The sequence below is a fragment of the Streptomyces sp. ISL-11 genome, from assembly GCF_018614525.1.
Taxonomy (GTDB): domain Bacteria; phylum Actinomycetota; class Actinomycetes; order Streptomycetales; family Streptomycetaceae; genus Streptomyces.
Window position 1 is genome coordinate 45,444 of the sequence record NZ_JAGGOL010000063.1, and the last position, 6,736, is coordinate 52,179.

8 protein-coding genes are annotated in these 6,736 nt (G+C 72.0%); 4 read left to right on the forward strand and 4 right to left on the reverse strand.

The window, feature by feature from the left end:
- The first annotated feature begins 52 nt into the window (after positions 1 to 52).
- Together J7E86_RS14480 and J7E86_RS14485 are read left to right on the forward strand one after the other, a co-directional pair.
- Positions 53 to 1,390 carry a lipopolysaccharide assembly protein LapB gene (locus tag J7E86_RS14480; protein ID WP_215082060.1) on the forward strand — a complete coding sequence of 446 codons (1,338 nt, stop codon included), beginning with the start codon at positions 53 to 55 and terminating at the stop codon, positions 1,388 to 1,390.
- 46 nt (positions 1,391 to 1,436) lie between these two features.
- Positions 1,437 to 1,967, forward strand: coding sequence for an NUDIX hydrolase (locus J7E86_RS14485; protein ID WP_215082061.1), 531 nt, complete (start codon positions 1,437 to 1,439; stop codon positions 1,965 to 1,967).
- Between the two features lie 38 nt (positions 1,968 to 2,005).
- Here the strand turns inward: J7E86_RS14485 and J7E86_RS14490 are convergent, their stop codons facing one another.
- Positions 2,006 to 2,263 carry a hypothetical protein gene (locus tag J7E86_RS14490; RefSeq protein ID WP_215082062.1) on the reverse strand — a complete coding sequence of 86 codons (258 nt, stop codon included), beginning with the start codon at positions 2,261 to 2,263 and terminating at the stop codon, positions 2,006 to 2,008.
- A gap of 169 nt (positions 2,264 to 2,432) precedes the next feature.
- Positions 2,433 to 3,290 carry a 3-hydroxybutyryl-CoA dehydrogenase gene (locus J7E86_RS14495; protein ID WP_215082063.1) on the reverse strand — a complete coding sequence of 286 codons (858 nt, stop codon included), beginning with the start codon at positions 3,288 to 3,290 and terminating at the stop codon, positions 2,433 to 2,435.
- A 209-nt stretch (positions 3,291 to 3,499) separates the two neighbouring features.
- On the opposite strand from J7E86_RS14495, the gene J7E86_RS14500 reads away from it, so the two are divergent.
- Positions 3,500 to 4,780, forward strand: a complete 1,281-nt coding sequence (locus tag J7E86_RS14500) for a glycoside hydrolase family 10 protein (RefSeq protein WP_215082064.1) — start codon at positions 3,500 to 3,502, stop codon at positions 4,778 to 4,780.
- A gap of 136 nt (positions 4,781 to 4,916) precedes the next feature.
- On the opposite strand, the gene J7E86_RS14505 is transcribed toward J7E86_RS14500, so the two are convergent.
- Together J7E86_RS14505 and J7E86_RS14510 are read right to left on the reverse strand one after the other, a co-directional pair.
- Positions 4,917 to 5,117, reverse strand: coding sequence for a DUF1918 domain-containing protein (locus tag J7E86_RS14505; RefSeq protein WP_215082065.1), 201 nt, complete (start codon positions 5,115 to 5,117; stop codon positions 4,917 to 4,919).
- Positions 5,118 to 5,322: 205 nt separating this feature from the next.
- Entirely contained in the window at positions 5,323 to 6,297 is a 975-nt protein-coding gene (locus J7E86_RS14510) for a DMT family transporter (protein WP_215082066.1), read from the reverse strand.
- Between J7E86_RS14510 and J7E86_RS14515 the strand changes: the two genes are divergently transcribed.
- On the forward strand, positions 6,296 to 6,736 hold a 441-nt coding region (locus J7E86_RS14515; protein WP_215082067.1), incomplete at its 3' end, for a winged helix-turn-helix domain-containing protein. The genes J7E86_RS14510 and J7E86_RS14515 overlap by 2 nt on opposite strands.

Here is a 6,736-nt window from a genome sequence, read left to right on the forward strand (position 1 = left end):
GTGCGAAGGGATCTCCATTACGCTGACCTCACCGAGCGCATCGGAGGGCAGGATGGAGCCCAACACGCTGCTTGACGCCATCCTTGACGAGGCGGGGATATCCCACGCCGGCCTGGCCGCCCATGTCAACGCGGCGGGCCGGGCCCGGGGTCTGGCGCTGCGCTACGAACACACCGCCGTCGCCCGCTGGTTGCGCGGCCAGCGTCCGCGCGGCCAGGTGCCCGACCTGATCTGCGAGGTCCTCGGCGAGCGGCTGCACCGGGCGCTGACCCTCGACGACATCGGCCTGGGGACACCGGGCAGCCCCCGGGTGCCGGGCACCCCGCTCTCCGGCTTCGTCGAGCGCGCCACCGCCCTGTGGCGCTCGGACGAGCAGCAGCGCGAGCACGTCGTCACCGCCCCCGCCGTCACGGGGACCCCGGCCGTCATCCCGGTCTGGGAGTGGGAGAACCCGCCCGAGGACGCCGACGTCTCCCGGCGCGGCCTCACCCGGGTCTCCATGGACGACATCGCGATGCTGCGCGCCGCCCGCTCCCACTACGAGCAGATGTACCGCAAGGCCGGCGGCATCGCCACGCGCGCCCGGGTCGTGGGCTTCCTCAACGCCGAGGCCGCGCCGCTGCTGCGGGGCAGCTACACCGATGAGGCGGGCCGTCAGCTGCACCGGGCCACCGGCGGGCTGGTCGCCGTCGCCGGGATCTGCGCGTACGACTCCGACGCGCACGGCCTGGCCCAGCGGTACTTCCACCAGGCGCTGCGGCTGGCCAAGGCCAGCGGGGACCGGGGCCTCGGCGCGTATGTGATCGCCCTCCTCGTCAACCAGTCCCTGTTCATGCGGGAGTACCGCCAGGCCGTCGCCTTCGCCGAGTCCGCGCTGCGGGCCGGCGGCGAGGAGCTCACCCCGGCGCTGGCCGCCGACCTCTACGCCATGCAGGCCAAGGCGTACGCGCGGCTGGGCGACGGCGCGGGGGCGCTCGCCTGCATCCGCCGCGCCGAGACCGCCGCCGAGCGCATCCGCCGTGGTCAGGAACCCGCCGAGACCGGCTATGTGCAGCCCGGCCTGGTGAACGTACAGGTCGCCGAGGCGCTGCTCAGCCTCGGCGACCTCGGACCCGCCCGTGAGCACGCGGACCGGGCCGTCGACACCCCCGCGCACGACCGGGGCCGTGTCCACCGGCTCGCCATGCTCACGCACATCGAGCTGCGTCAAGGAGACGCGGACAAGGCGGTGGCCACCGCACGGGAGATGACCGAGCAGGCGAGAGGCATGGAATCGCAGCGCTTACGGGATCGGCTCCGTGCGGTGCGCGAGCACCTGATCGAGAGTGGGTGTGCGGCCACTGCCGAGGCCGCCGAGATGATCGACGGGGCGTTGCGCGTGCCCCTGTGAGGACAGCGCCCGGGGAGGTGGCCACCTCGGCGGAAGGTGGCAACACGTGCGTTGGAAGAATCTCGGGGAACGGACGGTGTACGCGAACCGATGGTTCCGGGTCAATCTCGCGGACGTCCGGCTCCCCGATGGCCGCCACCTCGACCACTTCCTCATCAGGCTGCGGCCCGTCGCCGTGGCCACGGTGGTCAACGAGGCCAATGAGGTCCTGCTGCTGTGGCGGCACCGCTTCATCACCGACAACTGGGGCTGGGAACTGGCCGCCGGCGTCGTCGAGGACGGTGAGGACATCGCCTTCGCGGCCGCCCGGGAGATGGAGGAGGAGACGGGCTGGCGGCCCGGGCCCCTGCGGCACCTGATGTCCGTGGAACCGTCCAACGGCCTCACGGACGCCCGGCACCACATCTACTGGTCCGAGGAGGCCGAGTACATCGGTGAACCGGAGGACGACTTCGAGTCGGAGCGCCGGGAGTGGGTGCCGCTCAAGCTGGTGCCCGACATGATCGGCCGCGGTGAGGTGCCGGCCGCCAACATGGCGGCGGCGCTGCTGCTGCTGCACCACATCCGGCTCGGCTGACCACCCGGCGCACGGTGCGGGTCAGGTCCACCCCGCGCTCATCGGCCGGCCGCCTGCCAGACGGTCAGCGCCAGGGCGGCGAGCCCGGTGAGCGCGGCAAGCGACGGCAAGGGCCATCGGCCGTGCTCCAGGACCCGTACCCGTCCCGCCAGCTCGCTGATGTCGCGCTCCGACTGGTCGCCGCGCTGGGTGAGGAGGGCGAGGTGGCCGTCGATGCGGACGACGCCGACATCGAGGCTACGACGTAGCTCCGCGAGCTCAGCCGTTCTGACGGCCTGCTCGGGATGGATGGTCACGGTCCGTACCCCTTCCGGAAGACTCTCCGTGTGTGCCCGACGAGCCGAGTCAACCGCGCGGACCGGCGGAACGGGAGCGTGTGCGGGGGGTATATGCGAGTCACCGCCGCACACCCCGTGTGAACACGGGTGTGCGGCGGTGACGTTGCGTAGCGGCCGGGGGTGCGGCTCAGTAGCTGTAGAAGCCCGAGCCCGTCTTGCGGCCGAGGCGGCCCGCGTCGACCATGCGCTGGAGCAGCGGGGGAGCGGCGTAGAGCGGCTCCTTGTACTCGTCGTACATGCTGTCGGCGACCGAGGCGACCGTGTCCAGGCCGATCAGGTCGGTGAGCTTGAGCGGGCCCATCGGGTGGGCGCAGCCGAGCTCCATGCCGTTGTCGATGTCCTCGCGGCTGGCGATGCCCGACTCGAACATCCGGATCGCGGAGAGCAGGTACGGGATGAGGAGGGCGTTCACGACGAAGCCGGAGCGGTCCTGCGCGCGGATCGCGTGCTTGCCCAGCACCTTGGCGACCAGCGCCTCGGCGCGCTTGATGGTCTCCTCGCCGGTGGTCAGGGCGGGGATCAGCTCGACGAGGTTCTGCACCGGCGCCGGGTTGAAGAAGTGGATGCCGATGACCTGGTCGGGGCGCGAGGTCGCCACGGCCAGCTTCACCAGGGGGATGGAGGAGGTGTTGGAGGCCAGAATGGCGTCCGGGCGGGTGATGACCTGGTCGAGGACCTGGAAGATCTCCGTCTTCACCTGCTCGTTCTCGACGACGGCCTCGATGACCAGGTCCCGGTCGGCGAACTCGCCCAGGTCCGTGGTGAAGCTCAGCCGCGCCAGGGTCGCGTCGCGCTCCTCCTCGGTGATCTTGCCGCGCTCGGCGGCCTTCCCGAGGGAGTTCGTCAGGCGGGTGCGGCCCAGCTCCAGGGCCTCGCCGGTGGTCTCCGCGACCTTGACGTCCAGGCCGGCGCGGGCACACACCTCCGCGATGCCCGCGCCCATCTGGCCGCAGCCCACCACTCCGACGCGTGCCACGTCTGCCACAGTGTCCGTCACATCGTGCCTTTCGCTGATCTTGGTCGACCGGCGGGTGGCCGTATCTCCACCTGGATTCCGCACCCGAGGTGCCGGTGGAGGACCCCCGGCTCCCGCCTCGATCCAGACGTTACTCCGCGACGGGCGATGCCGATGGGGCCGGGGCGGGCATGCTGTGACCGTATGGTGTGACCGATCCGACAAGGAGTGGCCCACATATGGGGCGTATCAGTCGAAGAGGGTTCACCGTGGCGGCCGCGGGAGTGATGTCCGCGATGCTCGTGACCGGCGAATCGAGCGCTCTGGAGGCCGGGAATCCGGACAGTGCTCCGAACGGCGCCCCGGGAGGCGATCCGGAGAGGTCCCGGCGGAAGCGCGAATTCCGTGGAATGTGGATCGCCACCGTCGTCAACGTCGACTGGCCGTCCAGGCCGGGCCTGACCCCCGACCGGCAGCGGGACGAGCTGATCACCCTCCTCGAAACCGCCGTGGACCGGCGGCTGAACGCCGTCATCCTCCAGCTGCGGCCCACCGCCGACGCCTTCTGGCCCTCGCCGTACGAACCGTGGTCGGAGTACCTGACGGGCACTCAAGGCCGGGACCCCGGCTGGGATCCGCTGGCGTTCGCGGTGCGCGAGGCCCACCGGCGCCGCCTGGAACTGCACGGCTGGTTCAACCCCTACCGCATCGCCAACCACACCGACCCCGGCAAACTCATCGCCACCCATCCCGCACGCATCCACCCGGAATGGGTGGTGCCCTACGGCGGCAAGCTCTACTACAACCCGGGCCTGCCCGAGGTCCGCCGCTTCGTCCAGGACGCGATGCTCGACGCCGTGACCCGCTACGACCTGGACGGCGTGCACTTCGACGACTACTTCTACCCGTACCCGGTGACCGGGCAGCGCTTCGACGACGACGCCGCGTACGCGCGCCACGGCGCCGGCTTCCCCGACCGGGCGGCGTGGCGGCGCGACAACATCGACCGCCTCGTACGGGAGATGGGGGAGCGGATCAAGCGGCGCAAGCGGCATGTGCGGTTCGGGATCAGCCCGTTCGCCGTGTGGCGCAACAAGACCACCGATCCGCTGGGCTCCGCCACCCGGGCCGGTGTCGAGACCTACGACGACCTCGGCGCCGACACCCGCAAGTGGGTGCGCGAGGAATGGATCGACTACATCGTCCCGCAGGTCTACTGGCACATCGGCTTCGCCGCCGCCGACTACGCCACGCTCGTCCCCTGGTGGGCCGAGACCGTGCGCGGCACGGACGTGCACCTCTACATCGGCGAGGCGCTCTACCGGGCGGGCGACCCGGCGCAGCCCGCACCCTGGCAGGACCCGGCCGAGCTCTCCCGGCACCTCGCCCTCGCCCGGAACCATCCCGAGGTGCTCGGCCACGTCTACTTCTCCGCGAAGCAGGTCGCCACCGACCCGATCAAGGCGATGGCGCGCGTCGTCGAGGACCACTACCCCCGCCGCGCGCGCCCGCCCCGCTGACCCGGGCGGCTGCGAGCCGTCGTCGTGCGCACCACCGCTGCGCGGTGGTGTCCTCAATCTCCCCCAGCTACCGCTGGGGGTGCCCCCAACAGGCTGATAGGGCCTGAGCTCAGCCGAATCAAGCCCCGGGCACCGCCTAGACGATGTCCTGGGACTTGCCGTGATCCACAATCGTGTCAGGGCCGGGGGACATGATCGTCTCGTGCCCGTTCTCGGCGCGGACACGGAACGGCGGGGAGCCGTCGGGGCCCAGCACTTCCACGATCTCCACGACCCGGTCGTGCTCTCCGACCACCCGGCCGTGCGTCACCAACCGGTCGCCCTTGCTCGCATGCATTGGCGGTGCCCTTCCGCTTCGAGGTCCGATTCGGGATCTGTTGCGAGAACTGTTCCGAGATCCATCGCGAGATCTGTTGCGAGATCTTTCGCGCGATCCTTTGCGTGATCCTTTGCGGCGTCCGACATGTGCGCTGGGACACTGCCAGTCTACGGTCGGAGGAAGTGGATGGCCCTTCCCCGTGGCCATTCGGGGAGAGGCGAGGTCAGCGGTGCGCCCGCTGCGTCACGCCGATGCAGACCAGCACCGCGACGGCCGCGACCGGCGCCGCGGGCGTCAGCCGTTCGCCGAGCAGCAGCACCGACCAGACGAGGGTGAGCAGCGGCTGGGCCAGCTGGAGCTGGCTGGCCCGGGCCACGCCGATCGCGCCCATGCCGCGGTACCAGACCCACATGCCCACGAACTGCGACCCCACCGCGACCCACAGCAGCCCGGCGACGGCGTGCCCGGTGAGCGCGACGGGCTCGTGGAACAGGGCGATCGCCGCGCCGGCCACCGACACCGGCAGGCACAGCACCAGCGCCCAGCCGATCACCTGCCAGCCCGGCATCTCGCGCGCCAGCCGGCCGCCCTCCGCGTAGCCCGCCGCGCACAGCAGCAGGGAGGCGAAGAGGTAGAGGTCGCTGACGGTGGGCCTGCCACCGCTCTGCTGCACGGCGAAGGCGATCACCACGGCGGCGCCGGTCAGCGCCGCCGCCCAGAAGGCGCGCGGGTGCCGGGTCCGGGTCCGCAGGGCCGAGTACGCGGCGGTGGTCAGTGGCAGCAGGCCCACCACGACGGCGGCGTGCGAGGTCGTCGACGTCCGCAGCGCGAGCGTGGTGAGCAGCGGGAAGCCGATCACCGCCCCGCCGGCCACGACCAGCAGCCCGGAGAGCTGGCGGCGGGCGGGCGGCGGCACGCGCCGCGCGAGCAGGCAGCCGCCGGCGACCAGCCCGCCCAGCACCATCCGGCACATGGTCACGGACCAGGGGCCGAGCCCCTCCAGGGCCCAGGCGGTGGCGGGGAACGTCAGGGAGAACGTGGCGACACCGAGCGCGGCGAGGAGGAGGCCGCCATTGACGCGCCGCGCGGCCGGCGAAGCGATCGAGGCCGACGGAGCCGACGGGAGCCCGTTCCGGGCGTCCGCCGGCGCGTGCACTGCTATCGTCACGGCGGGAGTAGCGCTATCTTTCACTCTCATGTATGAGCGTAACAGTGTCGCCGACCTGGCACGGATCCTGCGAGGAGAGCTCGACCGCTACTCTCCTGGTGAGAAGCTGCCGTCCAGCCGTGCCCTGGTCGACCGCTTCCGCGTCAGCCCCGTCACCGTCTCCCGGGCCTTGGGCGCCCTGGCCGCCGAGGGCCTGGTCGTCACCCGCCCCGGCGCGGGCGCCTTCCGCGCCGAGCCCCACGGCGCGCCCGCCCGCCTCGGCGACACCTCCTGGCAGCAGGTCGCCCTGAGCGTCGAGAGCGCCGGCGAGGCCGTCCCCCGGTCCGTGGACGCCTCCGGAGTGCTCGCCACCCTCGCCGAGCCGCCGCCCGGCGCCATCGAGCTCAGCGGCGGCTACCTCCACCCCACCCTCCAGCCCGAGCGCGCCCTCGCCGCCGCACTCGGCCGGGCCGGGCGGCGCCCCGGCGCG

Coding starts and splice junctions, on each gene's coding strand:
- J7E86_RS14510 (WP_215082066.1), bottom strand. CDS start 6,297: ATGAGAGTGAAAGATAGCGCTACTCCCGCCGTGACGATAGCAGTGCAC.
- J7E86_RS14480 (WP_215082060.1), top strand. CDS start 53: ATGGAGCCCAACACGCTGCTTGACGCCATCCTTGACGAGGCGGGGATA.
- J7E86_RS14500 (WP_215082064.1), top strand. CDS start 3,500: ATGGGGCGTATCAGTCGAAGAGGGTTCACCGTGGCGGCCGCGGGAGTG.
- J7E86_RS14505 (WP_215082065.1), bottom strand. CDS start 5,117: ATGCATGCGAGCAAGGGCGACCGGTTGGTGACGCACGGCCGGGTGGTC.